The organism is Virgibacillus aidingensis (assembly GCF_010994035.1).
GTDB lineage: Bacteria > Bacillota > Bacilli > Bacillales > Amphibacillaceae > Virgibacillus_N.
Genome location: NZ_WIXN01000012.1, coordinates 27,765 through 54,623, shown reverse-complemented (window position 1 = coordinate 54,623; position 26,859 = coordinate 27,765). Strand labels below are relative to the sequence as shown.

25 protein-coding genes are annotated in these 26,859 nt (G+C 41.3%); 15 read left to right on the top strand and 10 right to left on the bottom strand.

Annotation, left to right across the window (positions count from 1 at the left end; all coding sequences use genetic code 11):
* Positions 1-76 precede the first annotated feature (76 nt).
* Positions 77-391, top strand: coding sequence for a hypothetical protein (locus GHD25_RS11635; RefSeq protein ID WP_164217013.1), 315 nt, complete (start codon positions 77-79; stop codon positions 389-391).
* A gap of 107 nt (positions 392-498) precedes the next feature.
* Here the strand turns inward: GHD25_RS11635 and GHD25_RS11630 are convergent, their stop codons facing one another.
* The 6 genes from GHD25_RS11630 to nikC all read right to left on the bottom strand — a co-directional run bounded on the left by GHD25_RS11630 (position 499) and on the right by nikC (position 6,705).
* Complete coding sequence (locus GHD25_RS11630) at positions 499-1,785, bottom strand: hypothetical protein (RefSeq protein ID WP_164217011.1); 1,287 nt, start codon at positions 1,783-1,785, stop codon at positions 499-501.
* 18 nt (positions 1,786-1,803) lie between these two features.
* The gene (locus GHD25_RS11625) at positions 1,804-2,592 is read right to left on the bottom strand and encodes a serine hydrolase (RefSeq protein ID WP_164217010.1); all 789 of its coding nucleotides are present in this window, start codon (positions 2,590-2,592) and stop codon (positions 1,804-1,806) included.
* A gap of 171 nt (positions 2,593-2,763) precedes the next feature.
* The gene (locus GHD25_RS11620; RefSeq protein WP_164217008.1) at positions 2,764-3,774 is read right to left on the bottom strand and encodes an ABC transporter ATP-binding protein; all 1,011 of its coding nucleotides are present in this window, start codon (positions 3,772-3,774) and stop codon (positions 2,764-2,766) included.
* A complete protein-coding gene (locus tag GHD25_RS11615; RefSeq protein WP_164217006.1) occupies positions 3,746-4,792 on the bottom strand; it encodes an ABC transporter ATP-binding protein in 1,047 nt (348 codons plus the stop codon). The genes GHD25_RS11620 and GHD25_RS11615 overlap by 29 nt, the downstream gene beginning before the upstream one ends.
* Positions 4,793-4,828: 36 nt before the next feature.
* Positions 4,829-5,785 (bottom strand): ABC transporter permease, encoded by a 957-nt coding sequence (locus tag GHD25_RS11610; RefSeq protein WP_164217004.1) that lies wholly within the window; start codon positions 5,783-5,785, stop codon positions 4,829-4,831.
* A gap of 17 nt (positions 5,786-5,802) precedes the next feature.
* Positions 5,803-6,705, bottom strand: a complete 903-nt coding sequence (nikC, locus tag GHD25_RS11605; RefSeq protein WP_164217002.1) for a nickel transporter permease — start codon at positions 6,703-6,705, stop codon at positions 5,803-5,805.
* Positions 6,706-7,084: 379 nt separating this feature from the next.
* Here nikC and GHD25_RS11600 point away from each other — a divergent pair, with 379 nt between their 5' ends.
* The 7 genes from GHD25_RS11600 to GHD25_RS11570 all read left to right on the top strand — a co-directional run bounded on the left by GHD25_RS11600 (position 7,085) and on the right by GHD25_RS11570 (position 16,612).
* Positions 7,085-8,737: a glutathione ABC transporter substrate-binding protein gene (locus GHD25_RS11600; RefSeq protein WP_164217000.1), complete on the top strand. Its 1,653-nt coding sequence runs from the start codon at positions 7,085-7,087 to the stop codon at positions 8,735-8,737.
* Positions 8,738-9,466: 729 nt separating this feature from the next.
* A complete protein-coding gene (locus GHD25_RS11595) occupies positions 9,467-10,504 on the top strand; it encodes a TAXI family TRAP transporter solute-binding subunit (protein ID WP_164216998.1) in 1,038 nt (345 codons plus the stop codon).
* 290 nt (positions 10,505-10,794) lie between these two features.
* Entirely contained in the window at positions 10,795-11,313 is a 519-nt protein-coding gene (locus GHD25_RS11590; protein ID WP_164216996.1) for a DUF1850 domain-containing protein, read from the top strand.
* A 223-nt stretch (positions 11,314-11,536) separates the two neighbouring features.
* Positions 11,537-13,483, top strand: coding sequence for a TRAP transporter permease (locus tag GHD25_RS11585; protein ID WP_164217114.1), 1,947 nt, complete (start codon positions 11,537-11,539; stop codon positions 13,481-13,483).
* Between the two features lie 134 nt (positions 13,484-13,617).
* Positions 13,618-14,970 carry an MATE family efflux transporter gene (locus tag GHD25_RS11580; protein WP_164217112.1) on the top strand — a complete coding sequence of 451 codons (1,353 nt, stop codon included), beginning with the start codon at positions 13,618-13,620 and terminating at the stop codon, positions 14,968-14,970.
* A gap of 76 nt (positions 14,971-15,046) precedes the next feature.
* The gene (locus GHD25_RS11575) at positions 15,047-15,430 is read left to right on the top strand and encodes a RidA family protein (RefSeq protein WP_164216994.1); all 384 of its coding nucleotides are present in this window, start codon (positions 15,047-15,049) and stop codon (positions 15,428-15,430) included.
* Positions 15,431-15,442: 12 nt separating this feature from the next.
* Positions 15,443-16,612, top strand: coding sequence for an iron-containing alcohol dehydrogenase (locus GHD25_RS11570; RefSeq protein WP_164216992.1), 1,170 nt, complete (start codon positions 15,443-15,445; stop codon positions 16,610-16,612).
* 139 nt (positions 16,613-16,751) lie between these two features.
* Here GHD25_RS11570 and GHD25_RS11565 read toward each other — a convergent pair whose 3' ends face one another.
* Together GHD25_RS11565 and GHD25_RS11560 are read right to left on the bottom strand one after the other, a co-directional pair.
* Complete coding sequence (locus GHD25_RS11565) at positions 16,752-16,997, bottom strand: YuzB family protein (protein WP_164217110.1); 246 nt, start codon at positions 16,995-16,997, stop codon at positions 16,752-16,754.
* A gap of 102 nt (positions 16,998-17,099) precedes the next feature.
* Entirely contained in the window at positions 17,100-18,305 is a 1,206-nt protein-coding gene (locus tag GHD25_RS11560; RefSeq protein ID WP_164216990.1) for an MFS transporter, read from the bottom strand.
* A gap of 1,022 nt (positions 18,306-19,327) precedes the next feature.
* On the opposite strand from GHD25_RS11560, the gene GHD25_RS11555 reads away from it, so the two are divergent.
* The 5 genes from GHD25_RS11555 to GHD25_RS11535 all read left to right on the top strand — a co-directional run bounded on the left by GHD25_RS11555 (position 19,328) and on the right by GHD25_RS11535 (position 22,481).
* Positions 19,328-20,263, top strand: a complete 936-nt coding sequence (locus GHD25_RS11555) for a DUF1002 domain-containing protein (RefSeq protein WP_164216988.1) — start codon at positions 19,328-19,330, stop codon at positions 20,261-20,263.
* A 154-nt stretch (positions 20,264-20,417) separates the two neighbouring features.
* Positions 20,418-20,633: a helix-turn-helix transcriptional regulator gene (locus GHD25_RS11550; RefSeq protein WP_164216986.1), complete on the top strand. Its 216-nt coding sequence runs from the start codon at positions 20,418-20,420 to the stop codon at positions 20,631-20,633.
* Positions 20,617-21,048 (top strand): hypothetical protein, encoded by a 432-nt coding sequence (locus GHD25_RS11545; protein WP_164216984.1) that lies wholly within the window; start codon positions 20,617-20,619, stop codon positions 21,046-21,048. Before GHD25_RS11550 ends, GHD25_RS11545 begins: the two co-directional genes overlap by 17 nt.
* 56 nt (positions 21,049-21,104) lie before the next feature.
* Positions 21,105-21,314 (top strand): hypothetical protein, encoded by a 210-nt coding sequence (locus GHD25_RS11540; RefSeq protein ID WP_164216982.1) that lies wholly within the window; start codon positions 21,105-21,107, stop codon positions 21,312-21,314.
* Between the two features lie 405 nt (positions 21,315-21,719).
* Positions 21,720-22,481 carry a LysM peptidoglycan-binding and 3D domain-containing protein gene (locus GHD25_RS11535; protein WP_164216980.1) on the top strand — a complete coding sequence of 254 codons (762 nt, stop codon included), beginning with the start codon at positions 21,720-21,722 and terminating at the stop codon, positions 22,479-22,481.
* 75 nt (positions 22,482-22,556) lie between these two features.
* On the opposite strand, the gene GHD25_RS20175 is transcribed toward GHD25_RS11535, so the two are convergent.
* Positions 22,557-22,685, bottom strand: coding sequence for a hypothetical protein (locus GHD25_RS20175; RefSeq protein WP_276207825.1), 129 nt, complete (start codon positions 22,683-22,685; stop codon positions 22,557-22,559).
* A gap of 290 nt (positions 22,686-22,975) precedes the next feature.
* On the opposite strand from GHD25_RS20175, the gene GHD25_RS11530 reads away from it, so the two are divergent.
* The gene (locus tag GHD25_RS11530) at positions 22,976-24,172 is read left to right on the top strand and encodes a glycine C-acetyltransferase (RefSeq protein ID WP_164216978.1); all 1,197 of its coding nucleotides are present in this window, start codon (positions 22,976-22,978) and stop codon (positions 24,170-24,172) included.
* 31 nt (positions 24,173-24,203) lie between these two features.
* Positions 24,204-25,142: an L-threonine 3-dehydrogenase gene (locus tag GHD25_RS11525; protein WP_164216976.1), complete on the top strand. Its 939-nt coding sequence runs from the start codon at positions 24,204-24,206 to the stop codon at positions 25,140-25,142.
* A 64-nt stretch (positions 25,143-25,206) separates the two neighbouring features.
* On the opposite strand, the gene GHD25_RS11520 is transcribed toward GHD25_RS11525, so the two are convergent.
* Positions 25,207-26,829, bottom strand: coding sequence for an ABC-F family ATP-binding cassette domain-containing protein (locus GHD25_RS11520; RefSeq protein WP_164216974.1), 1,623 nt, complete (start codon positions 26,827-26,829; stop codon positions 25,207-25,209).
* Between the last annotated feature and the right edge of the window lie 30 nt (positions 26,830-26,859).

The window sequence follows — 26,859 nt, the reverse complement described above, 5'->3', positions numbered from 1 at the left end:
GAGAACCGTTTCCGTGTTTTAGCGTGGTAAAAATGGGAATAATAACGATATATAAGAAAGGAAGGGGTGTTTACTCATGATGAAAAACATTCATGCATATTTTAAATCGGAAAATGACGCTGAAGCGGCAAAAGCAAAACTGGAGGCATTGCGTGCAGCTGATTTATTGGTTGATGAGTTCCCCGCAGATGCAGAAAATAAAACGGTCTTTGTTCCCTTATTTACGATGGGCTCCACCACTGCAAGCACTGGTATTATAACGGAGGGCATTTACATGGATCGTGAAGAAGAGCCTGTCACACACTTTCTTGAAGGTAAAGTGGATGAGGCGGATTATGAAAAAGCGATGCAAATGCTTCAGGATGGAAATGGTCTCAGAAAGCTGGAATAAGGGAACAAGGGTCAGGTGCTTTCTTGCAGCAAAAATGCAGGAGTATAATTCGGGCAGGCACTGGTACATTTTCTTATTACCCGAAAAATAAAGCCGGCCCCTTATCCCTATTGATTCAGCGCAAACAATTTTCTTGGTCTTCCTCTTACGTACGGTTTTTCTTCACCAACAATTTTAATTACCTCACCGGATAACAGCTTATTAATGGTCCGTTCGGCACTTCTTTTTGTAACCCGGTAATAGACGGCAACATCCTGGGAGGAAAATGGTTCATTATTTCGCAGATTGATAAAATCAATAAAGTTATACGACAGTTCGTTGTTCAGGCGCGCCTTATGAATAAGAGCGTAATAAAGCTTTGATGTATCAAATTCTTTTTTTATTCCAATCGGACCGATTTTTTCCCGCCTCTCATTTACCACATAGCAATTGCTTCCATCCCGCCCGGTGCTTGATTCCAGTGCGGCCTTTGCATTTATTTGAGCCTGTATGGGAGTGAGGCCAAGGCCGAATCCAATATCCACCGGGCTGTGTATGGATGCTTCCAGTTCCGTCAGTAAAGGAAAGTCGCCATAATGATTGGTGATATAGGTAAGCAGTCCTTTGGTTCCAAATAATACAATTTGCTGATCATGGTTAAGCATGATAGAAGTGCCGGTTTGTTTGCCAAACGATAAAAGCATCTCATGAAGCCTTTGCAGCATTCCTTTCGCTGCAGTTTCTCCTTGTTCTTTTTTTATGGCTTCCCAGTTTTTAATTTGTACGTATCCTTGAACTATTTGGATACTATGATTCTGGTTTAATTTGCTCATGGCAAGCGCTTTTTCCAGTGCCTGTTTAATATTCAAATTTGGGATTATCATGCAGCTTGCGGGGATATGGAGGGCTGCCAGTTTTTCCTCCACTTCTTTAATGGAGGTAAGCACATAATCAATTTTCCCATCCGCCCAAAGCTGCTGATGAAAATGCAAAATCTTATCAAGATCCGGTTCCTCATACTTCTCATAAGCATAGGGGTAAATTTTTTTATCATGAATTTTCAATTCAGAAAATACCTCATGTAATGCAGCTTCCTGATAAACATCCACGGACAAGCGATGCAGCGGCTGCTGTTTGATAAAGGAAAGGCTGTATAATGCAGACATGATTTTATATTCATCAAAGGCGATAATTACCTTTGGCAGCTTTTTCTTTTCGATAATCCGTTTGACATATAAATAGGATAGCGTTTCTCCAAATATGTAGATATCACACAAAAAGGCCTGATTGATCAGTGCTGCTGTTTCTTTTGCTGTAGTATAGGGGAAGGAAATGATCTCCATCTCTTTATAATCGTCTTTCATGGTATTTACCTTTTCTATAATTTCCGGTCTTGCAAATAATGCAATTTTCATAGGAAAACCTCCAGGGACTTATTTTTTTAAGTACTCCACAAGTAACCGGCCAATGCTGGAAATGTGCCTTTGTCCCCTTGCATTTGGAAACAAATTCTCCGACAGCACGGCAGCATAAAGAATACGTCCCTTTGCTTCCATAATTGCAGCATCATGCTCCACACCGTCTAATTCACCGGTTTTATGATAAAATTTAATTCCATCTTTTTCTTCTGCATACAGTGGCAATTTATGTTTAAATTGCTGATTAGCCAGAATCTCAAGCATATGTAATCGGCTATTCTCGGTATAATGGTCATTGTCTTCAAAAATCGTTTTCAGCAAATACACCATATCTTTGGCACTCGTATAATTATCCAGCCCTGCAGCTTGCGCCTCTTTATCCATCAGCATTCGTTCAATTACTGTTTCACTGCAGCCGATGGACCTAGCCAATTTATTTATCCTATCTATCTGCAGTTTGTCCAAAAGTACGTTTGTAGCCGTATTGTCGGAAACAATGATCATGAGTTCAAGCATATTTTGCAGGCTCCCGACATGCCCGCTGGATAAATAACTGATCACACCGCAGCCGCCGACCCTCATATTTTGATCAATGTAGATCAAAGTATCCGGATGAATTTCTTTGTTTTCAATCTGCCGATATCCCTCCATTAGAATAGGCACCTTAATGAGGCTGGCAGCTCTCCTTTTTGTATTTTCATGGATTGCAATGATGCCTTCCTCTGTTTCAATATAAATGGAAACTTTTTCACTAATCTCTTCAATTTCTTCTGTAATTTGATCCTTCAGTTCGGAAAAATTCATAAATTTCCCATCCTTGCCAAAAAGTTATAAAAATGAAAAACAACACTAATTGCTACAATGATAATGAATTTTCTTAATATTGTCAAGACGAAATAAGAAATTATTTTTCATTCTGTAAATAAATTAAAAAAGAAGAGTACTCCAATTGGAATACTCTTCTGTAAAACTTGCTTATCTTGTCGGCTGATGTTCACCGGACTCAATCTGCTCCATGTAATGGCAGGCAGCCTGATGGCTTCCCAGCATGGAATCTGTTGTTCTGAGCTTTGGTGTTTCCTTCATACATAGTTCAGTCGCAAACGGACAACGTGTGTGAAAACGGCAACCGGTCGGCGGATCGATCGGTGAAGGGACATCGCCTTTTAGGATTATACGCTCTTTTTTCTTTCCTGTAGTTGCTGTTGGAATTGCAGAAAGCAGTGCTTTTGTATAAGGGTGCTGCGGATTTTCAAATAAAGATTTCTTATCTGCAATTTCCACGATTTTTCCTAAATACATTACAATAATACGGTCAGATATGTGGCGTACAACACCAAGGTCATGGGAAATGAACAGATATGTCAAATTAAAATCCCGCTGCAGTTTTTTCAGCAGGTTAATGACCTGTGCCTGAATCGATACGTCCAGTGCCGACACGGCTTCATCTGCAATAATCAGTTCCGGGTTTACAGCGAGTGCGCGTGCAATTCCAATACGCTGCCGCTGTCCGCCGCTGAATTCATGCGGCATGCGATGCATTTGATGTGCACCAAGGCCGACCGTTTCCAATAGCTCTTTAATCCGGTCCTCGCGTTTATCTTTTGGCACCACTTTTTGAATTTCCATGGCTTCATTTAAAATTTGAAAAACGGAATGACGCGGGTTAAGTGAGGCGTAAGGGTCCTGAAAAATAACCTGCATGTCCTTACGCGTTTTATTCATTTCTTTCTTATTGAAAGAGAGCAGATCTTTTCCTTTAAATTCAACTTGGCCGCCTGTTGGCTCATCAAGTCTTAATATGGCTCTGCCGGTGGTAGATTTTCCACAGCCGGACTCACCAACAATACTGAGGGTTTCCCCTTCGTGAATGGTAAAGGAAACGCCATCGACTGCTTTTACATGGTTCACTGTCCTGCCTAAAAATCCGCCCTTTATCGGGAAATGCTGTTCAAGATCAGTTACTTTTAATAGTTCTTTCTGCACTTACATTCACCTCCGGATCTCCGTCCCATTCATCTGAATAAATCCAGCAACGAATTTGATTTCCATTTTCATCCGTTTCCAGGTCCGGTAAATTATTTCTGCACAGGTCAGTGGCAAATGGACATCTCGGGGCAAAGCGGCACCCTGCAGGCATTTCGTTTGGACTTGGCACCGTCCCTTTAATAATTGGCAGATCCCCTTCTATATCATCATCGGATGGCGGAATAGAATTCATTAATCCGACGGTATACGGATGCTGCGGGCTATTAAAGATGGTTTCCACATCCGCATACTCCACAATTTTTCCTGCATACATGACCGCCACATAATCACATGTTTCCGCAACAACACCAAGGTCGTGAGTGATCAGTAATATCCCCATGCCCAATCTGTCCTGCAGATCGTTCATCAAGTCAAGAATCTGCGCCTGAATGGTCACGTCAAGTGCTGTCGTTGGTTCATCCGCAATCAGCAAATCTGGATCACAGGCAAGTGCCATGGCAATCATAACACGCTGTCTCATCCCGCCCGATAATTCATGCGGATATTGATCAATCCTTTTTTCGGGAGATGGAATGCCGACCAGCTTCAGCATTTCAATAGAACGCTCTCTCGCTTCTTTTTTGCCAAGCTGCTGATGGACTTTGTAAGCTTCCCCGATTTGCTGTCCAACAGTGTAAGTTGGATTTAGCGAAGTCATTGGCTCCTGGAAAATCATTGATATTTCATTCCCGCGAACCTTGCGCATTTGTGCTTCAGATTTCTCGAGAAGATTTTCCCCTTTAAATTTAATTTCCCCGCCGACAATTTTTCCCGGATCTTCTATTAATTGAAGAATGGAAAGGGCGGTAATACTTTTACCTGAGCCTGACTCACCTACAACACCGAGCGTTTTCCCTTTTGGCAGTGCGTAGGTCACTCCGTCCACTGCCTTCACTTCCAAGTCTTTGGTGAAGAAGGAAGTACGCAATTCATTTATCTCCAATATATTTTCATATGAGTTAGGTGTGTCTGCCATTCTATTTCACCTTCCTAATAATCTATTTAAACACTATCACTCGAGGTCGATACGTTTATTTAAGAATCGATAGGCTATATCGACAAGCATGTTTACCAATACGAACAATAAAGCGACTACAAGAATCGTACCCTGTACAATCGGGAAGTCCCTTGCCTGAATGGAATCAATAATTAATTTGCCCATCCCATTGATCGCAAATACGGTTTCGGTCAGCACTGTACCTCCCAATAATGCGCCAAACTGAAGACCTACAACAGTAACAACAGGGATTAACGCATTCTTTAACGCATGGCGGTAAACAACAACCCGCTCTTTTACCCCTTTTGCTCTTGCAGTTCGTATATAATCCTGATTAATGACCTCCAGCATACTGGAACGGGTCATCCGGGCGATGATTGCAGCTCCGCTGGTTCCAAGTGTAATAACCGGTAAAATGACCTGGGATAATTCTCCCCATCCGGATGGTTTAAACCAGGCTGTATCTTCAAGAAAAGGCACCCAGCTTGGCAAGTCTATTCCAATGGCAAACCACTGAATCAGCATGAGTCCCAGCCAGAAGTTTGGCATGGATACACCAAACAGAGCAACAATCATTAAAGCAGTATCAGCAAATGAATACTGTCTTGTTGCAGAGACAATCCCTGCAATTAAACCGAGAAATATACTTAAAATAGTACTGTATATGGCAAGTTCGACTGTTACCCAAAACCGGCCGCCTATTTCATCTGTAACATCCCGGCCGCTCCGGATGGAGCTCCCCAGATCTCCCTGTACTGCATTGGAGACATAGTTAAAATATTGCACATGCAAGGGATCGTTGAGACCTAAACGTTCCCTCATGTTTTCTACCTGTTCTTCCGGTGCGCTTTCCCCGGACATAATTACAGCGGGGTCACCAGGAATCAAATGCATTAAACTGAATACAAGTATGGAAACACCGATTAAAACCGGTATTGTTTGTAAAAGTCTTCTGACTATAAATTTAAACATATTGGCTGCACCCCTTTCTACTCTTTCATTTTCGGATCAAGTGCGTCTCTTAATCCATCACCAAAAATATTAAATGCCAGTACGACAAGGACTATCATGACACCCGGGAAAAAAGCAACATGCCAGGCATTATACATATAGTTTCGTCCATCTGACAGCATGGCACCCCATTCGGGCATCGGGGGCTGTGCACCAAGTCCCAGGAATGATAGTCCTGCTGCTGTTAATACAGTAGTTGCGATGCTTAAGGTAGCCTGTACAATAATTGGCGATGCTATATTCGGTAATATATGTTTGAAAAGTATGCGGAAATCACTCGCACCAAGTGCCTTCATGGCATCGATGTATTCGAGTTTCCGGACGGAAAGGGTTGAGCCGCGGACAATCCGTGCGAAAACAGGTACCGAGAATATGGCGACAGCAATAATTACATTATTTAAACTTGGACCCAGCACGCTAACGATAGCAAGTGCCAATAAGATACCAGGAAAGGCCAATAGAACATCCATAACACGCATAATAACCGTATCAATTTTTCCGCCGTAATACCCGGAAACCATACCGAGAACAACACCTACTGTTGCACCCATTGCTACGGAAAAGAATCCGATATACAACGTAATGGACATCCCATGGATAATTCTGCTGAATATGTCCCGTCCGTAGTGATCGGTGCCAAACCAGTGATCGGCGGATGGCGGCTGCAGCTTATTTACCAGATCCTGCGTTTCCGGTGCATAAGGTGTGAAATATGGACCTATGAATGCCACAGCGATAAAAAACAAAATCATAAATCCGCCAATCATTGCTGCTTTATTTTTTTTAAGTTTATTATAAGCAATTTTTGCATTTTTTAGCCGAGGGTTCGGCGGTTTTACAGCAGTACGGGGATTATCAATTGTCTGCATCTGTTCGCTCATATCTTGCTTACTTCCTTTCTTTTAAAATATAGAAAACTGCAATGATAGTTATTATATCATGAGAAATCCATATTACAATATAGAAATTTTTACAAGATAGTATGACTTTTATTGAAAAACAGGCTGGTTACTGGGCGGAAAGAACTAGGTAATCCTTGGATTGCCGCTAACCTGGAACTGGAGTCTTAGTAAAATATATCTGCACAAAAAAGTTCTAACTGAGGAAAAAGAGTAATAGTTTTATATATACATATATTTCTGGCATTAACAAAATTTGAAATATAGACTTGTTTTTTTAAAAAGGATACGGTATATTTATTTTTAAGTTCTGATGTTTTAATCAGGATAAACAAACTACATAAAATGGGGGTTAGAAATAATGAGAATGTCCAAAAAGGGAATTCTTTTATTGGCATTTGCATTACTGCTCAGTATGCTACTCGCGGCATGTGCAAGTGAGCCTGATGAAGACGGCGGCACAGATGACGCTGACACTGGGGAAGAAACCACGGATGACGGTGATGATGCCGGAGACGATGCATCCAGTGAGGGAGATGGTCAAGGTGGTGACCTTGTAATTGCAAAGGCTTCCGATATGGTAGCATTTGATCCAGCTGGGTCTAATGATGTACCATCCAGTGACGTTCAGGAGAATATTTTTGAAAGGTTAACAACACAGGATGCAGATATGGAAGTTCAGCCAAGTCTTGCTGAGAGCTGGGAACAAGTGGAGGATGACATATGGGAATTCCAGCTGCGAGAAGGTGTTACTTTCCACGATGGTTCAGAATTCAATGCAGAGGTTGTGAAAGCAAACATCGATCGTGTGCTTGATCCGGATGTAGCTTCACAACGGGCTTTCTTATATGAAATGGTAACAGAAGTGGAAGTAGTGGATGATTATACTGTACGCTTTCATACTGAATACCCATTCGCACCGCTTCCTGCACACCTTGCTCACAGCGGTGGCGGAATGGTAGCTCTGGAACAAATCGAGGCTGATTATGAGGCAATGGAAAATGGTGAAGAGCCGGGAAGTGTCATTAATGAAAATCCAATTGGTACCGGGTACTTTAAGTTTGATGAATGGCAGCCAGGTGAGTATGTGCGTCTTGTAAGAAATGAAGACTACTGGGGCGACAATGCATTGCTTGACTCTGTAACATTCAAAGTTGTTGGTGAAGACCTAACCCGTGTGGCTGAAGTGACTACTGGGGACTCTCATATGGCATACCCGTTAAGTCCTTCGGATATTCCGCAAATTGAGGAAACAGATGGTGCTAGTGTACTTCAACAGCCAAGTGTAAGTCTTTCTTATATCGGGTTTAACATGGAAAAAGAACCTTTTGATGATCCGTTAGTGCGTCAGGCAATCAATATGGCGATTGACAAAAGTCAGATTATCGACGGAATCTATGACGGTATCGGTATTCCTGCTATAGGCCCAATCCCGCCGGATGTATTTGGATACGATGACAGTGTATCCGGTCTGGAGCATGATTTGGAAGAAGCACAAAACCTGCTTGCAGAAGCTGGTTATGAAGATGGCTTTTCAACTACTATCTGGACAAATGACAGCCGTGAGCGTATTGATGCAGCTACAAACGTTCAGGCACAGCTTGGAGAAATCGGCATTGATGTTGAAGTGGAAGTGCTTGAATGGGGTGCTTACCTGGAGCAGACTGCAAACGGGGAGCATGACATGTTCGTACTTGGCTGGTCTACCGTAACAGGAGATGCGGATTATGCCTTATACGCACTTTTCCATTCCAATAATGTGGGTGAACCTGGGAACCGTTCATTCATCCGCGATGATGAGCTGGATGAACTGCTTGATGCGGGTCGCCGTGAAGGAGATCCGGAGGCACGCCAGGAAATCTATACGCAAGCTCAGGAGAGGTTAACCGAACTAGCTCCTATGCTATATTTGCATCATCAGGAGCATGTATTCAGCGTACGTGACGAAGTAAAAGGATTGGAAGTGCTGCCAACACAAATCCTGCAGCTGAAAGACGTATATATCGAAGAATAATACGAAACAGCCCTTCTCATGTAAGAGAGGGGCTGTTTCTTTTTTTTTGAGGCCGAGACAGAACGTTGAGTAAGCATAGAAAAGACGAATAATATATCATATTTGCTTCAGTAATAAAGCAGACTTGCTTTTTCAGTCAAGCTGAACAGAGGAGCAATTAAAGCGGCTCATTTTCTGCCCCATATAAATGAAGCTACAAAAATAAAATAAGAATGAATTATCCTCTTCCATAATAGTTATAACAGAGGAGTGATTATGTTGTTTTATAAGACCGAATATTCAATTGATTCCAAACGGATAAAATAAAAGCTTTTTAAGAGAGATCACAAGGGCTATCCATAACAAATTTATTTAGCAAATAGAAGAGGCAAATATTCAAACAGCACCTTTTCTTATTCAGAATAAACACACCAAAGATATACGGCCAGCAGGAAAAATTTCTGATAAAGCTGAATCGCAATCCCTTTGGGCAGATTAGGTACGGAATTAAAAAGGAAACAATAATGAAAGAAATAATTACAACTTGATATAAATAGAAAAAGAGGTTTAAAGCGAAAGGGTAAAACCTTGTAAGTTAATAACCTAATGTTATATCAGTTGCAATGAAAGTCTGCTTACCTTGCATCATCAGATCTGTAAGCGTTTTAAATATTTGCGTTAATACATTGACAATATCATGAGCTTGAAGGTAAAATGAAAATTACTAAATGTACAAAGGGGGATTTTAGTATGAAAAAGAAAAGTCTATTATTCTTCGCCATGTTACTGGTGCTTGCACTATTTTTGACAGCATGCGGCGGCGGAGACGATACTGAAGATGGAGGTACTGACACCGATGAAGGCGGTACCGAAACAGATGATGGCGGTTCAGATGACGAGAGTGCCGCTGAGGGGGAAAGACCTGAATTCCTAAGTTTGCTAACAGGTGGTACGAGCGGTACATATTACCCGCTTGGTGGAGAAATGGCTTCGAATATCTCTGATGAAACAGGCATTCAAACAGACGCGCTTTCTTCAAATGCGTCAGCAGATAATATTATTGATCTGCAGCAGGGTGAAGCAGAGCTGGGATTGGTTCAAACTGATACAATGGCCCAGGCCGTTGAAGGTACAGGTGTATTTGAAGATGATCCGGTAGATAACGTATTGGCACTTGGATCCCTTTATCCGGAAACCGTACAAATTGTAACTACGGAAGACTCTGACATTGAATCCATCGAAGATCTGGAAGGAAAAACAGTTTCAGTTGGGGCACCAGGTTCAGGTACATTCTTTAATGCAGAGCAGATTCTTGAAATTCACGGGTTGACAATGGATGATATTGACGCGCAAAATCTTGACTTCGGTGAGTCCACCGGCGGCATCCAGGATGGAAATATTGATGCAGCTGTTATTACTTCAGGTACACCAACAGGTGCTGTAGAAGAACTGACTGCAACAGTAGGTGTGAAAATTTTACCTGTGGAGCAGGACAAAATTGAAGAGCTGATTGAAGCTTATCCTTTCTATGCCGAAGACACCGTTGAAGCCGGCACATATGGGATAGAAGAAGATGTAACAACAGTAGCAGTACTTGCCATGATAGCGGTAACTGATAGTTTATCTGAGGATGTAGTTTATGATATAACTGCAGCCATTTATGAAAATACTGAATCAATGGCGCATAACAGAGCTGCAGATATCACATTGGATTCTGCCCTTGATGGTATTGGTATTGACCTTCACCCGGGTGCAGCAAGATATTTTGAAGAACAAGGCGTAAACTAAAGAACGATTTATACAGAATGGAGAAAATGACCGGCGGCTGATCCTTTGACCAGGAGTTGCTGCCGGTCAATCAATGTATTTTAAAATATACTTTTATTAAAATCAAAGTTTGCCAGTAAATGAGTATTACATATATTAAGATTACAGTATTATCAATTAAAGACGATTGGGAAAGTAAAAGCTTTCCAAACTGAGAAATGCTGGTATGACGTTAAGCAAACTTTTCAAATCTATGATAGACTGTTAAAATGTATAATGATTTTTGGTGAATTAGCAAGGGGCATCTCTCAATGAAATTAAAACTTTTCATTATTATTCTTCTTATGACAGTGCTGTTGTTAACTGTTATTTTTGTTCCTTTCCGGCAAGCTTTGGTATTTTACAAGGAAAATACAAATGAAGTTGAGGCTTTTTTGCCGGTAAATGATCAGGACACCTTCCAAATAATATTCACACATTCCATCCATTTGACTGATGTAGTGGAAAAATATATTGTCCTGGATAATCACCATATCAAACAATATGAATTTATTTACGAGGAATTTGGAATTGGTATGCCATCCAACGCACAAGAAGGAGAAGAGTTTGTATACGAGGATGGTAAATATCATATAAGGAATATGGAAAACATTTTTCCGGAATTAAAAGTAAGAAATGGGAAAGCGGTTTCTGAACACAGGCTCGTATGGGGAGAAGAAGAACATATGCGGTATTTTAATGATTACTTTGAGCCAGGGGCTTGGTTTACAATAAAAGTTGATAATCTATCATTATGGCAAATGATGAAAGGAGTGAGAATCCATGAGTGATTCAAAAGATAAAGATCAGCAGAATAAGAAATTAAATGAAGATCAGAAAGACAAGCCGGAAGATCAGCAGGAAAATCAAGACGATATAAAAAAAGAGAATCCGGAGAAAGATATAAAAACAGTACCGGAAAACGATGAATCAGAAGAACAGCAAAATGATAATCAAGCTAAGGAAAAACAATCAGATGCTGGGGAGTTGTCGGAAGAAGAGCAAGCAGAATTAATGCAAAAGTATGACACTGAATCCAATACCCGGAATTTGTCCGGGATAATGGCAGGAGTCGTGTTTTTTGGTCTTTTGGCATTTTCCATATTTCAAATATATACAGGTATGTTCGGCCAGTATACTGCTTACATTCAGCGTACCGTTCACTTGGGATTTGCATTATCACTAATATTTCTTTTATTCCCGGCAAGAAGGGGAGCGCCAAAAGGCAAAGTAGCATGGTATGATTATATTCTTGTTTTATTATCGATTATTGTATGCGGATACTGGCCGGTTTATTATGATACGATAGTGCAGCAAATCGGCGGAATCACTGAAGCGCAAATGGTTATCGGCGGTATTGCCATACTGCTTGTACTGGAAGCATCGAGAAGAGCAGTCGGCCTTCCGATCGTTATTGTAGCCGCAGCCTTCCTTATCTATGCTTATTTCGGGCCGCACATGCCTGGAGATCTTGCACACCGGGGACTTAGCCTGCAACAGTTAATTAACTCAATGTTTTTTACAACAGAGGGTATATTGGGCACGCCGTTACAGGTATCTTCTACATATATTTTCTTATTTTTACTGTTCGGGGCATTTTTGGTTCAAACAGGAGTTGGAATGTATTTCAATGATCTTGCTTTGGCGATTGCCGGACAGCGTACAGGCGGCCCTGCGAAAGTGGCCATTTTCTCCAGTGCCTTAAATGGAACTATCTCCGGGAGTTCAGTTGCGAATACTGTAACGACCGGTTCTTATACGATTCCCATGATGAAAAGGCTCGGTTACCGGCCGAACTTTGCCGGTGCCGTAGAAGCTGCTTCGTCCACAGGTGGCCAAATCATGCCGCCAATTATGGGAGCGGCTGCTTTTCTCATGATTGAATTTGCAGGGGAAAGCTATTGGGATATTGCCAAGGCCGCTACGATTCCGGCACTTTTATACTTCGCCGGAATATGGATTATTACCCACTTGGAAGCAAAGCGGACAGGTTTGGTTGGTCTCCCAAAAGACCAGCTTCCAAACAGGATAGAAGTATTGAAGAAAATCCATTTATTGCTGCCAATTGTAGCTATCGTATGGCTATTATTTGAAGGGTTTAGTATTGAAAGAACAGCACTTTATGGAATAGGAATTACGATACTTGTCAGCCTGTTCCGAAAAGATACTAGAATTACACCGAGCAAATTTGTTGTCGCACTCACTTCGGGCGCCCGTACTGCACTAGGGGTTGCAGCGGCTACAGCATGTGCCGGTATTATTGTTGGAGTTGTTACGAGAACAGGGTTAGGATTAAAAATAGGAAATAGTTTAGTAAGTCTAGCCGGTACAATTGCAATAAATGCAGATATGCAATTGATATTGACACTGATCTTTACAATGATCGCTTCCATAATTTTAGGGATGGGATCACCAACTACGGCAAACTATATTATTACGTCAACAATAGCACTGCCTGCCATTTTGGCGCTTAACGATCAGCTGGATGTCGCAGTGCCGGTACTTGCAGCCCATATGTTTGTATTTTACTTTGGGATTGTGGCGGATATTACCCCGCCGGTGGCACTTGCAGCTTTTGCGGCTACGGGTATATCCGGAGGGGAACCGATACGGACGGGTGGAAACGCAGTGAAATTGGCGATTGCAGCCTTTATAATTCCATACATGTTCGTGCTCCAGCCGGAAATATTAATGATCGATACAACCTTTTTCGAAGTGGCCTTTATTATATTTACAGCATTATTAGGGATGATTGCCATTGGTGCAAGTATGATTGGTTTCTGGTACAGAAGTATGCCCTGGTTTGAACGAATAGCAGCATTCATTACTGGGATACTGTTAATTTATCCGGGTACAATAACGGATATCGTCGGTTTTTCTGCATTCGCTGTAATGCTCGCGCTTCAATTTGTCTTTAAAGGGGATAAAGGCGGTAAAAAAGAAATGCAGGGTGCGAACTAATTGAATACACTGTGCTAAAGGATCATTAGACTGTCCAATGAACCGGGTTCCTCCTATTTGAAGCAGGAACTCGGACGGGCAGCTATTTTTTTATTAACATGAGGTATTTTAAAGAGAGAGGCAGAGAACGTAAAATGCGGAAGCAGCATGATTTCACACAAGGGAATATTCTAAAGCAGTTAATCATTTTTTCCGGACCGATAATGCTGACGAATTTATTGCAGACATCCTATCAATTTGCCGACAGCTTATGGGTAGGGAATTTGCTTGGTGCTGATGCGTTAGGATCGGTTGCTATCTCTTCTACCATTATATTTACGGTTTTGTCCTTCGTAATCGGGATTAATAATGCTGCTTTAACAATTCTATCCCAGCAAAAAGGGAAGAAAAATGATGCTGGTTTAAAACGGTATTTAAACGCCTTTGTTGTATTATTAACGGTTATTGCGCTTACATTGGGCTCATTTGGATTTATCTTTGCGGAAAGCCTCTTAAATCTGCTGGGAACACCGGGGGAAATGATGGCCGGAGCGAGGTCATACCTGCAGATTAATTTTCTCGGTATATTATTTTTGTTTGGCTATAATTTTATCGGGACGGTATTGCGGGCTATGGGAGACAGCCGGACACCACTCAGATTTGTCCTGATAGCGGTAATAATGAATGTGATAATTAATCCGCTGTTCATAGCTGGTCTTAACCTCGGTATTGAAGGTGCAGCATATGCCACAATTGTTTCCCAGGGAACGGCATTTTTATATGGAATGTTATACGTGTTATATAAAAACCTTGTGCCTTTTATACGGCCCAAGCTCCCTGCCTGGAATGAGGTTAAACTAATATTAAATTTAGGGATTCCTGCAGGGCTGCAAATGTCCGTTATATCCGCAGGTTCCGCAGCTATCTTAAGTGTAGTAACTAATTTCGGCCCGGGCGTGGTGGCTGGTTTTAGTGCTGCTCAGCGGCTAGATAGCCTGCTCATGCTTCCGGCACATGCATTGGGCACGGCTGTAAATAGTATGGCTGGTCAAAATATCGGTGTGAATAATTGGACTCGGATCAAGGATATTACCAAATACGGTGTACTGTATAATTTTGCACTAATGCTTACAGTTGGTATTCTTGTGGTGTTTTTTGCGGAACACGGAATCAGACTGTTTATCCAGGAAGAAGAAGCTGTTCAGTTTGGCACCCGTTACTTGCAAATCGTTGCACTGTGTTTTCCGTTTCTTGGGATTAATTTTATCTTAAATGGCATCGTGCGGGCAGCAGGCGCAATGTATCAAGTGCTGGTACTCAATATCATTTCTTTCTGGGTACTGCGTTTTCCGTTGACAGCCATTTTTTCCAATATGTTTGGCGATATTGGAATTGCACTTGGAATGGGCAGCAGCTTTATCATCAGCAGTATTTTTGCTTATGGCTACTACCGTTTCGGGAAATGGCGGGAGAAGGAATTGTTTAAAAGTAAAGCAGATAAAGACTGATTTTTAGCATGCCGTAATAGGAACTGTATTGTAAAAATGGTAAAATGAAAGAAATCATGTAAAGGAGAAAGGTATTATGACAAAAGCAATTCATTCAAAAAATGCGCCGGAAGCGCTTGGACCATATTCACAGGCGATGCAGGCAGGGGACTTTATCTACGTTTCCGGGCAGATTGGCATTAACCCTGAAACCGGGGAACTTGCGGAAGGCATTAAAAACCAAACAGAGCAGGTAATGAAGAATTTACAGGCGATACTTACTGAGGCTGATACGGATTTTTCCCAAGCTGTTAAATTCACCATATACTTGAGTTCTATGGGCGACTTTGCTGCGGTAAACGATATTTATGGCAGTTATTTAACAGAACCATACCCTGCCAGAGCTACTTTCGAAGTAAGCAAGCTGCCCAAAGATGCACTAGTGGAAATAGAAGTAGTTGTTTATACGAAAAAGAAATAAGGAGGATCCGGATTGAACAACTTTACCTTTCAAAACCCGACAAAACTGATATTTGGCAAAGGGCAACTGGATGCGCTGCCAAAAGAAGTGGAGAAATACGGAAAGAAAATTTTGCTTGTTTATGGCGGGGGAAGTATTAAGAAGAATGGAATTTACGGCAATATCATGAAAAAGCTCAGTGATATCAATGCCGAAGTCTTTGAATTATCAGGTGTAGAGCCAAACCCGCGGATTTCCACGGTACGAAAAGGCGTGGAAATCTGCAAAAAGGAAGGCATCGAATTTCTGCTTGCAGTGGGCGGCGGAAGTACAATTGATTGTACAAAAGCGATTTCTGCAGGGGCTAAAACAGATGTAGATATGTGGGACATTGTCACAAAGAAAGCCAAAGCAACAGGCGGGCTTCCCTTTGGCACGGTACTGACAATTGCTGCTACAGGATCTGAAATGAACAGAGGATCCGTTATTACAAACTGGGAGACCAAAGAAAAACATGGCTGGGGTTCACCGTATTCATGGCCGAAATTTTCGATATTGGACCCGGAGCATACGTTTTCCGTACCGCGGGAACAAACAGTATACGGCATGGTAGATATCATGTCTCACGTGTTGGAACATTATTTTCACCAGGAAACAAATACACCAATACAGGACCGATTCTGTGAATCGATTTTAAAAACGGTGATCGAAACTGCACCGAAACTACTGGATGACCCGGAGAATTATGAATATAGGGAAACCATCATGCTAAGCGGTACTTTGGCTTTGAATGATATGCTCAGCATGGGCTTGAGAGGAGATTGGGCAACCCATAATTTGGAGCATGCTGCTTCCGCAGTACATGATATTCCTCATGGCGGCGGATTGGCCATCCTATTCCCGAATTGGATGAAACACGTGCTGGATGATAGCAATGCAGACCGCTTCAAACAGCTGGCTGTCCGTGTGTTTAATGTAAAAACAAGTGGAAAATCGGATCGCCAAGTGGCATTGGAAGGCATAGAGGAATTACGTGCATTCTGGAACAGTATCGGTGCACCATCCAGATTGAAGGAATATTCCATTGATGAAAGTTCCATCCAGGAGATGGCCGAAAAGACGGTCATTGCCCGTCCTGAATATGGGAATTTCAAAAAACTGACCAAACAGGACTCTGTCGAAATTCTGCGGGCAAGCCTGTAAGGAAATAAAATAAGTTTCGACAAAGTATTTCCCGGGAAATATTTTGTCGGTAAATCAATGATCGTCCCGAAAAGAAAGGGATAGCTGCATGTTTTGGCAATAAACAAAGAATATTTTAATTAAAAAGAAGAACTGGCTTTTATTGATAAACAGCCAGTTCTTCTTTTATTGCTTCTCTTATTTTATCTAAACATTCTTCCGGTGTGCTTCCGAAAACGCGTTTATTATTAACCAGTGCATAGGGTCTTACCCGGCATAGACCGCAAAATGATAAACATTCATTCATTAATACAGCTACTTCAGGGAATTCCTTTTCTAAAATCTCTTCTATATCAATTGTAGTGATTGCATTTCCGTCACACACTTCTACAACGACGACACCCATATGAATCACTTACTTTCTAATTTAAAATAATGTCTTTAGGAGACTCTGTCAGTTTTAGCATATTTTTATTATAAAATCAAGTTCCCTGAAAATAGGAGGGGGTTATCTTTGGTGTGCGGTCAGGCTTCGGGTATGTTTTGGCGCATATTCATATTTATACCATGTAACAAGCATGATTATACCACTTATAATAAGCAGGGCACTTGTTACGATAAATACAGATGAGAAACCAAAGAATCCGGCAAGTACACCCCCGAGTACAGGGCCAATAATATTGCCAAAGAAGCGCAGGCTCGTGTTATAGCCAAGCACTTCACCCTGCATGGACAATGGCGCTTCCTGTCGTATATATGCAATACGTACCGGTATAATTCCTCCAATTGAAACACCGAGCAGGAATCGTAATATAACAAGCTGCCAGATATTTGTTACAAATGCTCCGGGGAAGTACACAATTCCGGCTGCAAACAATAAAATAATTAATATTTTTATATAGCCAATACGGTCACCCAAGCGCCCCCAGCGCCTTGTCATCAGCAAATTTCCAAGTCCTGCAGCGGAAAATGCCAATCCTGAGAAAAAAGCAATACTGGCCGGCCCATGTATTTCGGCAACAAATAAGGATAATATCGGCTGAACACTGAAATGGGCTACTTGAACAAGGACGGAGATCAGCATAACAACCAATAAAACAGGCTTTCTTATTATATGAAGGAAAACTTCTTTGCTTGTATAGGATTTATAATCCTTTTCATCATCAGACAGCTTCACCTTCACTTCTTTTATTCCAAAAAGTACGATGAATGCGGAAAGAAACACAGTAATCGAAACCATTTTAAATGAAGTGGCATAGCCTAATGTATCTGCAAGCATCCCGCCAAGCAATGGTCCCATTAATGTACCTGTTATGCTTCCTGTCTGCAGAGTGCCAAGAACCCTGCCAGCAACCTCTTTCGGAGTCTGCGTGGCAATAAAAGCCTGAGAAATAGGAATAAACCCGGTTACGATCCCCATGAAAAAGCGCAATAAAAAAAGCTGCCATACATTTGTAGCAAACCCCATTAATAGTACCGACAGGCCGATTCCGGTGGCAGATATAATCAAAATCTTTTTTCTTCCGTATTTATCGCCAATCCGCCCCCAGATTGGTGAAAAAATAAAGGCGGTGACAAAGGTAATGGCAAAAATCCAGCCGGACCAGTTTTGCACATAGGCGTCAGAAAAGTCTCCGAAAGATTCAATATACAAGGATATAAACGGTAAAACCATTGTAATGCTTCCGGCAATAAAAAAATTAGCAAACCACATGATTGCTAAATTGCGTTTTACAATATGATTCGGATTAACGATTGTTATGTCCTTCTTTCTTCAAATTATTTCGTTACCCTAAATATAACTGATTTTGCCTTAAAAATAAAGTTATATGCTCATTACTAAAAGGGAAGCTATCCATAATGAGGAAAAACGGTTATAATGTAATTATTAAATACCAGGTATATATGAATTAAAAAGCATGTATATGCTTACGGGGGACAAGCATAGAATAAAAAAAGACCTGCTATTCGTTAAGCAGGCTGTTTGATTTCAAAATTCTTATCATAGGGAACAGGAATATTTTGCACGAGCATCTTATAATAAGCTAAATCGAGTAAGCAGGCGAATCGATCGAGTCAGGAGGAAAACCGATCGGGACAGGAGGAAAACCGATCGGGAAGGTTTCGAATCGATCGACCAAGCACGCGAATCGATCGGGTCAGGAGGAAAATCGATCGGGAAGGTTTCGAATCGATCGAGCAAGCACGCGAATCGATCGGGTCAGGAGGAAAACCGATCGGGAAGCGTTCAAATCGATCGAGTAAGCACGCGAATCGATCGAGTACAGGTAAAAATCGATCGGGAAGCGTTCAAATCGATCGAGCAATCACGCGAATCGATCGAGTCAGGAGGAAAACCGATCGGGAGGCGTTCAAATCGATCGAGCAATCACGCGAATCGATCGGGTCAGGAGGAAAACCGATCGGGAAGGTTTCAAATCGATCGAGTAAGCACTCGAATCGATCGAGTCAGGAGGAAAACCGATCGGGAAGGTTTCGAATCGATCGAGCAATCACGCGAATCGATCGGGTCAGGAGGAAAATTGATCGGGAAGGTTTCGAATCGATCGAGTAAGCACTCGAATCGATCGAGTACAGGTAAAAATCGATCGAGCCCCCAGCCAAAAAGTAAAAGTTTACATTATTTTATCTTGTGATATTGGCGTAAATATATTAATCTATAATAAATTACCGTAAACCCCTATTTCAGCAGATTTTTATAAAAGGAGAATTTACATGAAAAATAACTATATTAAAATACTTGCGTTATTTGTATTGGTTATCGGCCTGGTTACAGGGTTCACCATGTCGTCCCTGGCGGATGACGGGGGCGGTGCAAGTGATTCCGATAATGTCAATGAAAGAATTGGTTCAACGATTGTTACATATGGAGATGCCCTTTCTGAAGCACAGCGGGAAGAAGTCCGTGCCCTTCTCCGGGTGGATGAAGCCTCCGAAGTTGAGGAGTATGATGTGACGGGAGAAGATATTGCCTACTATATTGATGGAAACCCGAACTCGAATATGTATTCCAGCGCCAAGATTGTCCGGCAGGAAGAGGGAAACGGGTTAACGATTAATATTATTACGCCTTCCAATATTACAGACGTGACGAAGGAAATGTACGCCAATGCCATGCTGACAGCCGGTGTGGAAAATGCGACCGTGGATGTAGCGTCACCGGTCCAGGTGACCGGAAGTTCCGCTTTGACCGGCATTTATAAAGCATATGACGTGGAAGGCGAAGAGCTGGATAAAGAACGGATGGAACTGGCGAATGATGAATTGGATGTTGCTACTGATCTAGCTGAGCAGGAAGGGATGGATCAGGAGAAAGTCAGTCAATTGCTGACAGAAATTAAACAGATGATTGCGGAAATGGATCCAGTCTCAAGAGAAGAAGTAGAACAAATTGTGCAAGAACAGCTGGACAACCTGGAAATAAATTTAAGTGAAGAAGACCGGCAAAGACTGATTGATCTTTTTGACAGAATGCGTGACCTGAATATTGATTTTGATCAGGTGCGAAATCAGCTTGATGATATTGCCAATACGATCATGGATAGAGCGGAAGAATTGGGGCTGGATGAGGGATTTTGGCAAAATGTTGCCAATTTCTTCAGCGAAATGTTTCAAGCTATCAGTAATTTTTTCAGCGGGCTGTTTAATTAACCTGATATAGTAATACATGTAAAGACTCCATAAGGGGTCTTTTTTTCTGTATTATTTCCAAAATAAGATTAAAAATGGAAAGTTAACTTTACAAAAAGGCATTTATATTATAAAATAATGTTAAGTAAACTTTCCATCAAGGAGGGAGCCAGGGATGAAAAACCGATTGGAAGAAATAAGGAAAAAACATGGAGTTAAGCAAGGAGAACTTGCCAACGCGCTGGAAGTAACGAGACAGACCATTGGCTCCCTTGAAAATGGCAGATATAATCCATCCATTATTCTAGCCTTTAAGATTGCAAGATATTTTGGGATGACTATTGAGGAAATTTTTATTTATGAGGAGGAGGAAAATGCACACAAAGATTAAATTATTAAAATTAGTGGAAATAACCGGCGCCTTACTGTTGCTGGCAGGAATTATATTGGGTTTTGCGGGAGCGGAAATATTACATATCCCTTTTATTAGGATGGACATAGTGCCATTTGCAGTGGGGTTCTGTGGCGTGGTATTATTTATTGCTGCAAATTCGGGAATCTCCTATGAAAAAACTAAGACAAAAGATCAGGAAATAGAAGAAAAAGATGAACGGCTGTTAACAATAGAGAGAAACGCAAAATCTAAAGGCTTCGATATAATTATGATATTATTGCCATTTGCTCTTTTGTCCATGGCCATATTTGGATATATGAACAAAGTATCATTTTTCGCTCTTGCTGGCATGTATTTTATAAGCTTTGGTTATCAAAAATATTTATATTGGAAATATCAAAGGGAAAAGTAGTATGAAATGGAATGTATCACTGTGATTGGTACTTATAAAATGAGAGGAGAAAATAAATGATAAACAAAATGCTAAATGTCGTTGGGGTCATGTTGCTCGGGTTTACAGTAAGTTATATGGTGTCAGCTGTTTTTGATGGATTCGGACTGTCACCAAATATAATTATAAATGCCCTTTTGATTATATCGATTACTGTATTTATCATAATAACGTTGAGACTAATCATACATAAACTCTTTGAATCCAGACATAAAGCGGATAATTAATAAATAGTTTCAGATAAACTTCCACTGAATATAAATTATATTATAGAAAAAAACAGTCATAAAGCTAGTTTATGGCTGTATTATTTTGCCATTAATGCATGTTTCATCCCTCCTCAGTACTTCATTTTCAGATTAATAGTCATAAAAGATTTATAAAAAACCTAAAAAAGTGACAAAAATATGGATTATAATTTATTACATTAACCACAAAAAACCCCCGTAAAACGTTTTCTCTATAACAAAACAGATGAATTCCGGTGTTTTTGTAATAAATCTATTAAACTTGTAATAAATTACGTTCATCTTGGTAATCCTTGTAACAGACACTTAAACGTCTCGTAACTGCATTGTCTGTTGGCCTGTGGTACGATAGGCACTGTCAGAAATTGAAGGAGGGAATACCGAATGAAGAAATTAGTAGGTTCATTCGTAGCAGGAATCATGATTGCTGGCACTGCTGCAACAACTGTTTCAGCAGGGGAATACGAGGTACAAAAAGGGGACAGCCTTTGGATGATCGCCAATGAAAACGACACTAGCGTAGACGAATTGGTAGAATTAAATGACTTGGACACAACGACGATTCATCCAAACGAGCTGCTGCTTATCAATAATAAAGAGAAATATACAGTAGAACAAGGCGATACATTGAATGGAATTGCAAACAACCACGATGTAACCGTATCTGATCTGAAAAATTGGAACGACCTTTCAACAGACCTGATTTTGATTGGACAAGAACTGTTCATTCAAAATGGTGATGTAAATCAGGATACTGCTTCTGAATCAAATGCAAACGAAAGTGCAGAGGCAGTGGAAGAAACAAATACATCAAATGATTCTGCTTCCAGCGCTGATGCTGCATCTGACAGTGAAGGAGAAACCTTTACAGTAACAGCAACAGCTTATACAGCTAAGTGTGATGGCTGTTCAGGTATCACATCTACCGGAGTGGACTTAAACAAGAACCCGAATGCAAAAGTAATTGCTGTCGATCCTGATGTTATCCCTTTAGGCTCTGAAGTGTATGTTGAAGGATATGGATACGCAACAGCAGCGGATGTCGGCAGCGCCATCCAGGGAAATAAAATAGATATCCATGTCCCGACAAAGGATGAAGCCTATAACTGGGGCGTTCGCACGGTAGACGTTACCATCGTCGAATAAAATTACAAAAGGAGAGTTATCTTTACTAAGATACTTTCCTTTTTTATTTTCTATTAAACTTATATTTTCATCCAACTAAGATGAGATAATTGTAGTGTTAGATTCATCTTCCATGATTTCGTTCGGTTCCGGCTCATGGGTCATGCCGACAATTCCGGTTCCAATGATTACTACTGCAAATAAAGCAACCAATAATTTGCGCATCGTTTTTTTCCTCCAAAATAATATTTTCCCATAAAATTATAATAGACATACAGGAAAATTACTATCTGTTTTTATGAGAATGCTTAAGGAAATTTTTGCAACATTTCCCGTATGTTAAATTGGCCAATGTTTCTCTTTAAATTACGGAATAGTTTTACTTTTAATCCGTTCCATTATCGTTAAACATTTTTATTGCTTTATGTTAAACTTAAAAATAGTGAGCTGAGCTGAGACATTAAAATGCGGAGATAACAACAGGTAAAGCGTTTACAATAAGGAGGCAGATATAAATGTCAAGTAAGGTATTGGATCAATTTTTGAAAGAGAATATTGCAGATCTAAAGGAGAAGGGTTTATATAATGAAATTGAAACGGTTCATGGAGCAAATGGGCCGGAAATCAACATTGAAGGGAAAAAGTTAATTAACTTGTCATCTAATAATTACCTTGGACTGGCAACGGATGAACGATTAAAAGAGGCTGCAAAACAGGCTGTAGACTCGCACGGTGTCGGAGCAGGTGCAGTAAGAACGATTAATGGCACGCTTGATTTGCATATAGAACTGGAAAAGAAGCTGGCTGAATTTAAAGGGACAGAAGCAGTGATTTCCTATCAATCCGGCTTTAACTGTAACATGGCTGCCATTTCCGCTGTAATGGATAAACATGATGCGATTTTATCCGATGAATTAAATCACGCTTCCATTATTGATGGCTGCCGTTTATCGAAAGCAAAAATTTTACGCTATAACCATTCAGACATGAAAGATCTCCGCGAGAAGGCAAAAGAGGCAGCCGAATCAGGGAAGTATAATAAAATCATGGTTATCACAGATGGTGTTTTTTCCATGGATGGGGATATTGCAAGACTGCCGGAGATAGTGGAAATCGCAGAGGAATTCGATTTGATTACGTATGTGGATGATGCCCATGGCTCCGGTGTACTTGGAAAAGGCGCCGGCACGGTAAAACATTTTGGCCTGCAGGATAAGGTGGATTTTCAAATGGGTACACTTTCCAAAGCGATTGGTGTCATTGGCGGATATGTTGCCGGTAAAGCAAATCTGATTGATTGGCTGAAGGTGCGTTCCCGCCCATTCCTATTTTCTACTGCCGTTTCCCCGGCGGATGCCATCGCAAGTACAAAAGCAATCGAGCTGCTTATGGAAAGTACGGAACTGCATGATAAGCTGTGGGAGAACGCAAATTATTTAAAATCAGGCTTGAAGGAATTGGGCTTTGACATCGGAGAAAGTGAAACACCGATTACGCCTGTCGTCATTGGGGATGAAAATGACACGCAAAAATTCAGTAAACGTTTATATGATGAAGGGGTGTATGCGAAGTCCATCGTATTCCCGACAGTGCCGCGCGGAACAGGGAGAGTCAGGAATATGCCGAGTGCTGCACATACCAGGGAAATGCTTGATGAATCCATTCGTATATATGAAAAAGTCGGCAGGGAAATGGGTTTCTTAACAAGTTAAACAGTTATTCAGGTGAGAAGGGATTTATGTAATGAAGAAAATCTTAGTTACAGGGGCGCTCGGACAAATTGGTTCCGAGCTTGTGGAGAAATTACGTGAAACTTACGGAACGGCGAATGTCATCGGGACGGATATTCGAATAGCAGAAGGGGCAGCGGAGAAAGGTCCATTTGAAATAGTGGATGTAACAGATGCGGATAAGTTGTTTTCCGTGGCAAAAGATTATCAGGTAGATACGATTATGCATTTAGCAGCATTGCTTTCAGCCAAAGCGGAAGCCAATCCAAAATTTGCCTGGGATCTAAATATGGGCGGCCTCATCAATGCGCTGGAGGTGGCGCGTGAGCTGGATTTACAATTTTTTACTCCCAGTTCCATCGGGGCTTTTGGCCCTTCTACACCAAAAGATGGCACACCGCAGGAAACCGTGCAGCGGCCGACGACCATGTATGGTGTCAATAAAGTAGCAGGCGAACTGCTTTGTGATTATTACTACCATAGGTTTGGTGTGGATACGAGAGGGGTTCGCTATCCAGGTCTGATCTCCTATGTGTCGCCACCCGGGGGAGGCACAACAGACTATGCTGTGGAAATGTATTATGAAGCAGTCAGGAATAAGGCATACCGTTCAGATATTGATGCAGGGACATATATGGATATGATGTATATGCCGGATGCCCTCCAGGCCATTATGCAGTTAATGGAGGCGGATCCGGGCAAGCTGAAACATCGAAATGCCTATAATATTTCAGCCATTTCTGCTGCACCGGAAGACTTTGCAATTGCAATCCGAAAACACATTCCGGATTTTAAACTGACCTATGAGGTCGATCCGGTGAAACAAAAAATTGCGGAAAGCTGGCCCAATAGTATGGACTCCTCTGCAGCCAGAGAGGAATGGGGCTTTAAAGCAGCATATGACATAGACGCAATGACCAAAGATATGCTGGAAAAGTTAAGAAGTAAATAATAAAAAACACGGGGACGGTTCTCTGTTGCAGTTTTTGCAACAGGAGAACGTCCCCGTTTTTCACTTAGCTTGCATACATTTCTTCCACCTGTTTCTGCACATTTTCATCTGACACATATTCATTGTAGGTCATTTCTTTGTCGATAATGCCGTTTGGCGTGATCTCGATCAGCCTGTTTGCAATTGTTTCTACAAATTGATGGTCATGGGATGTAAACAAAATCGATCCTTTAAAGTTAATCAAGCCATTATTTAATGACTGTATGGACTCCAGGTCAAGGTGGTTTGTCGGCTCATCCAGCAATAAAACATTTGCATTGGACAGCATCATTTTAGACAGCATGCAGCGAACCTTTTCACCACCTGACAGGACACTTGCTTTCTTCAAAGCTTCCTCCCCGGAAAACAGCATTCTTCCAAGGAATCCGCGCAGGAATGTTTCTGTTTCATCTTCCGGTGAATACTGACGCAGCCAATCAACAAGCGGAAGGTCATTATTCTCAAAGTAAGCCGCATTGTCCTTTGGAAAATAGGACTGGGAGGTAGTGACTCCCCATTTAAATGTACCGGCATCCGGTTCCATTTCACCCATCAGTATTTTAAATAACGTCGTTTTTGCGATGTCATCTTTTCCCAGAAGAGCAATTTTGTCGTCCTTATTCATTGTAAAGCTGATATTATTCAATACTTTCTTGCCGCCGATTGTCTTGGTCAGTCCTTCTACACGCAAAAGGTCATTGCCGATTTCCCGCTCAGGCTGAAAGGCAATGTACGGATATTTTCTTGATGAAGGCTTAATATCATCCAGTGTAATATTGTCCAGCATTTTTTTCCGGGAAGTAGCCTGCTTGGATTTGGATGCATTGGCACTGAACCTTGCGATAAAGGCCTGTAATTCTTTAATTTTTTCTTCCTTTTTCTTATTGGCCTGCTGTGCCATTTTGGAAGCGAGCTGACTGGATTCGTACCAGAAATCATAATTCCCGATGTAAATTTCTATTTTCCCAAAGTCAACATCTGCGATATGGGTGCATACTTTATTTAAAAAGTGTCTGTCATGGGAAACAACAATAACCGTATTTTCAAAATTAATCAGGAATTCCTCGAGCCATTGAATCGCATGTATATCCAAACCGTTTGTCGGCTCATCCAGCAGTAGAATATCCGGGTTTCCAAATAAGGCCTGGGCAAGGAGCACCTTAACTTTTTCATCTGCAGATAATTCGGCCATTTGTATGTGATGACGGGCTTCAGGGATACCGAGCCCTTTTAACAGCACAGCTGCATCGGATTCTGCTTCCCATCCGTTCATTTCCGCAAATTCACCTTCAAGCTCGGCTGCACGCATGCCATCTTCTTCGGAAAAATCACCTTTCATGTAAATGGCGTCTTTTTCCTGCTTTACTTTATATAATTTTTCATGGCCCATCAGTACGGTTTCCAGTACTTCATGCGCTTCATAAGCAAAATGGTCCTGTTTTAATACAGCAATCCGTTCACCGGGGGAGAGAGAAACTGATCCTGTCTGCGGCTCAACCTCACCGGAAAGTATTTTAAGAAAAGTGGATTTACCGGCCCCGTTAGCTCCAATGACACCATAACAGTTGCTGGGAGTGAATTTCAGGTTAACATCCTCAAATAACTTTTTATCACCATATCGTAAACTAACATTCGTTACATTGATCATGCGTTATATATGCCTCCATTAAAAATAAAT

What these genes read in the sequence shown, in the direction of transcription:
- GHD25_RS11555 (WP_164216988.1), top strand. Translation starts at nt 19,328, where the DNA reads ATGAAAAATAACTATATTAAAATACTTGCGTTATTTGTATTGGTTATC.
- GHD25_RS11520 (WP_164216974.1), bottom strand. Translation starts at nt 26,829, where the DNA reads ATGATCAATGTAACGAATGTTAGTTTACGATATGGTGATAAAAAGTTA.
- GHD25_RS11595 (WP_164216998.1), top strand. Translation starts at nt 9,467, where the DNA reads ATGAAAAAGAAAAGTCTATTATTCTTCGCCATGTTACTGGTGCTTGCA.
- GHD25_RS11525 (WP_164216976.1), top strand. Translation starts at nt 24,204, where the DNA reads ATGAAGAAAATCTTAGTTACAGGGGCGCTCGGACAAATTGGTTCCGAG.
- GHD25_RS11610 (WP_164217004.1), bottom strand. Translation starts at nt 5,785, where the DNA reads ATGTTTAAATTTATAGTCAGAAGACTTTTACAAACAATACCGGTTTTA.
- GHD25_RS11560 (WP_164216990.1), bottom strand. Translation starts at nt 18,305, where the DNA reads ATGTGGTTTGCTAATTTTTTTATTGCCGGAAGCATTACAATGGTTTTA.
- GHD25_RS11575 (WP_164216994.1), top strand. Translation starts at nt 15,047, where the DNA reads ATGACAAAAGCAATTCATTCAAAAAATGCGCCGGAAGCGCTTGGACCA.
- GHD25_RS11535 (WP_164216980.1), top strand. Translation starts at nt 21,720, where the DNA reads ATGAAGAAATTAGTAGGTTCATTCGTAGCAGGAATCATGATTGCTGGC.
- GHD25_RS11565 (WP_164217110.1), bottom strand. Translation starts at nt 16,997, where the DNA reads ATGGGTGTCGTCGTTGTAGAAGTGTGTGACGGAAATGCAATCACTACA.
- GHD25_RS11635 (WP_164217013.1), top strand. Translation starts at nt 77, where the DNA reads ATGATGAAAAACATTCATGCATATTTTAAATCGGAAAATGACGCTGAA.
- GHD25_RS11550 (WP_164216986.1), top strand. Translation starts at nt 20,418, where the DNA reads ATGAAAAACCGATTGGAAGAAATAAGGAAAAAACATGGAGTTAAGCAA.
- GHD25_RS11540 (WP_164216982.1), top strand. Translation starts at nt 21,105, where the DNA reads ATGATAAACAAAATGCTAAATGTCGTTGGGGTCATGTTGCTCGGGTTT.
- GHD25_RS11625 (WP_164217010.1), bottom strand. Translation starts at nt 2,592, where the DNA reads ATGAATTTTTCCGAACTGAAGGATCAAATTACAGAAGAAATTGAAGAG.
- GHD25_RS11590 (WP_164216996.1), top strand. Translation starts at nt 10,795, where the DNA reads ATGAAATTAAAACTTTTCATTATTATTCTTCTTATGACAGTGCTGTTG.
- GHD25_RS11615 (WP_164217006.1), bottom strand. Translation starts at nt 4,792, where the DNA reads ATGGCAGACACACCTAACTCATATGAAAATATATTGGAGATAAATGAA.
- GHD25_RS11580 (WP_164217112.1), top strand. Translation starts at nt 13,618, where the DNA reads ATGCGGAAGCAGCATGATTTCACACAAGGGAATATTCTAAAGCAGTTA.
- GHD25_RS11530 (WP_164216978.1), top strand. Translation starts at nt 22,976, where the DNA reads ATGTCAAGTAAGGTATTGGATCAATTTTTGAAAGAGAATATTGCAGAT.
- GHD25_RS20175 (WP_276207825.1), bottom strand. Translation starts at nt 22,685, where the DNA reads ATGCGCAAATTATTGGTTGCTTTATTTGCAGTAGTAATCATTGGAACC.
- GHD25_RS11585 (WP_164217114.1), top strand. Translation starts at nt 11,537, where the DNA reads ATGCAAAAGTATGACACTGAATCCAATACCCGGAATTTGTCCGGGATA.
- GHD25_RS11545 (WP_164216984.1), top strand. Translation starts at nt 20,617, where the DNA reads ATGCACACAAAGATTAAATTATTAAAATTAGTGGAAATAACCGGCGCC.
- GHD25_RS11600 (WP_164217000.1), top strand. Translation starts at nt 7,085, where the DNA reads ATGAGAATGTCCAAAAAGGGAATTCTTTTATTGGCATTTGCATTACTG.
- GHD25_RS11630 (WP_164217011.1), bottom strand. Translation starts at nt 1,785, where the DNA reads ATGAAAATTGCATTATTTGCAAGACCGGAAATTATAGAAAAGGTAAAT.
- nikC (WP_164217002.1), bottom strand. Translation starts at nt 6,705, where the DNA reads ATGAGCGAACAGATGCAGACAATTGATAATCCCCGTACTGCTGTAAAA.